2 protein-coding genes are annotated in these 2,676 nt (G+C 40.3%); one reads left to right on the top strand and one right to left on the bottom strand.

The annotated features are described in order from the left end of the window. Window positions 1–216 precede the first annotated feature (216 nt). Complete coding sequence (locus tag H6S82_RS28140; protein ID WP_190463910.1) at window positions 217–831, top strand: hypothetical protein; 615 nt, start codon at window positions 217–219, stop codon at window positions 829–831. Window positions 832–970: 139 nt separating this feature from the next. On the opposite strand, the gene H6S82_RS28135 is transcribed toward H6S82_RS28140, so the two are convergent. After that, entirely contained in the window at window positions 971–2,383 is a 1,413-nt protein-coding gene (locus H6S82_RS28135) for a hypothetical protein (protein ID WP_190463909.1), read from the bottom strand. Window positions 2,384–2,676 lie beyond the last annotated feature (293 nt).

The raw sequence follows: 2,676 nt of genomic DNA, 5'->3' as shown, positions 1-2,676 counted from the left end.
GAACAGTGCCGATCGCAGATTCGGGAGGTAGCCAGGTGGTGAGCGATCGCGTAACCCCTTCCCGCTGTGCGCTCGCATTGTACTGCAAATGCCACAGAAGTAAAAGCCATATCCCAAACTCAAAAAAATTATGAAAATTATTAAAGCCAAAGCCACAACGTTTCAACAATTTTAATTTCTTATTAAGATGGAGATGGATAATTCACTACTTAGATTATGACTATTTACCGTTCTGTTTTATTAGTCAACATTTTATCTCTGCTGTTCGTTGCCGCTTTGGTTGTATATGCAAAATTCTTTGGCGCATCAATAGGAGGTTTATTCCTGCCTCCCTTCACTTTTCGAGAACCAGAGTTGGCTTTATTAACGCGGACTTTCCAACTATTGTGCGCTGTGCCAACGATAGTTTGTGCTTTTACTTTTGCATTGATACAAAGAATAGAACCACGCGGTAAAAATAACTTGTTTATTTTAGTTTCTGCGCTTGTGACAGGAGGATTCCTCATCAACGAAATCTTCCGAATTCACATTTATCTTCTAGTATTTGCTCGTATTCCCAAGTTAGTAACTAGCCTGGTATACGCCCTTGTTGCAGCAACATACGCGGTTGCATTTAGGCACAGGATAAAAACTACACCCTACTTTCTGTTGGTAACTGGTATGGGATTATTAGCGATCGGCATTATGTTTGATTCGCTCAAGTTGCACGGTGATGGAATTCCCGGTTTGCTTGAGGGTATCCCCAAGTTGTTCAGCGAAATTAATATTGCACTTTATTTTTGGTTTGTTTGTTTTGGGGAAATCTTACGGTCTAGAGCATTGTTAAAATAATACCAAAAACAGGTTTTTTTGTCTTAAGATCCCAAAATATTGTTGCTACCACCCAAGAGAAACCCGGTTTCTTTAGGGTGGTGTAGCTTTTTTCCTCTCCTCTTCCCTCACCCCCAGTCCCTATCCCCTAATCCCTAACTTACTGCCGCACAAGCTGACGCAGTTGTTCGGATTCTGATAAGATTTTTTCAACTCCGCCTTCGGCAATACCTTTGACGTAGTTGATTTTGATTTCTTCCAACATATCCACAAGTAAGGATTGAATAACGGTTTGGTGCTGCTTTTTCTTTAACTCCAACTCTAAACCTTTTTGAAAGTTTTGCACCAGACGGGATGTTAATTCTGCCACTACGGGGTCTTCGATTGTTGCGGTCAGGGTTTTATAAGCTGTGCCAGATAAATCTTTGGCTAAATTATCGGTAAGCTGGTTGCCTAAATTATGCAAACCGGGCACATTTTGAAGTTGTTTGTAAACAGGAGATTGATTGAGGGCGCTGGCAATGATATGACTGACTAAAGCTTCTATGTCGGGTTGTACTTGCGGTATGACATCGTAGATGCTAAGTTGAATGATGCGAGAGGCGATCGCGATCGCTTCATTGGTATTATTGATGTCAATGTAGGGGCGGCGATTTTCTGGATGAAACAACCATCGCGTCACATCACCCCGCTGAATTGACTCTTGAACTTGACCGATCATCCGCACTCCTACCACTTCGGTGATTTCTTCTGCAAAATTAGCGACAAAATCGTGGTTAATTTGTTGGCGGATAGGTTCGAGATCGATCAAATCAGCTTGATGGAGGCGAAGCGTTACTGGAACCACTCGCAACCACCTCCCAAAAGGTAGCAGTAAAGGAAGGTCGTACCAACGTCGCAGCATTGCTTGTAACCAATTTAATTGGGGATTGGCGCGACTGAGAGAGAAAGTACGAACCAGAAAATCTAAGCAAAATAGGATAACAAAAGGTAAGTCAATCAGCCAGAAATTATCCACAAATTTACCGTTTGTGTCAATATGGCGATAGTAGTTACTTTCGATCGACGGTCGAATGTGTCTGTTAAAGAAATTCAGTTCTTTCCGCCAATTTGCTTCTGTGAGATAAGACAAACTCCAAAATTGATTAAAAGCTTCGCGGGCGGATTCCATGCCAATGCGATCGCGCATTTGGTTTTTAATTTTTTCTAAATTGCCGCTTTTATTTGCCAGCGCAAATGGATTTTCCGCTATCATTTGGTTACTCAGGCTTCGCAATTCAGATAGTAAGATTTCTAATTCTGGCGATTCCAATCCTATTTGACTTATTTCCGCTTCCAATTGATTAACTTTGTCGAGATATTTTTGAGTTTCTCGATGAGGTTCAATACCTTTAAACGGATCGTACAACTGAGTTACTTTTGGTAAATATTGTAAGTATAAGTCTCGCCAAGGTATGTAACTCAAGTTAAAGAATACTAAACCTAAGTTAATTAAGGCAATTATTGCTATTAATTGGGATAACCAACGATGGCGACGTACAGGGGGTTTGTTGCTCGTTAGATTTAATGCCATAAGAGAGTACAGCTAATCTCCGATTGAAATAGTATGGAATTTTTAGGTAAAACTTGCAATCTATATTAACCGATTTCGCTAATTTTACTTCCCTATAATTGTAAGTTGCTTTGAGGAATTGCGAAACCCAATCAAGGCTGACTGCGCGTTGGGTTATGTTAGCTCAAGCTGTGAATCTTTTGGCGGAAACCCAGTAATTGTAGAGTTTGCCTTAGTATAACGCGCTTATGCAGCCAAGGTTTGGCTGAATTTTTTAATTAAAAATTATAAATAAAAAGTTAAAATTTGTTGAG

Source organism: Planktothrix sp. FACHB-1355, from assembly GCF_014748295.1.
GTDB lineage: Bacteria > Cyanobacteriota > Cyanobacteriia > Cyanobacteriales > Aerosakkonemataceae > Aerosakkonema > Aerosakkonema funiforme_A.
This window is presented reverse-complemented; position numbering and strand designations above follow the sequence as displayed.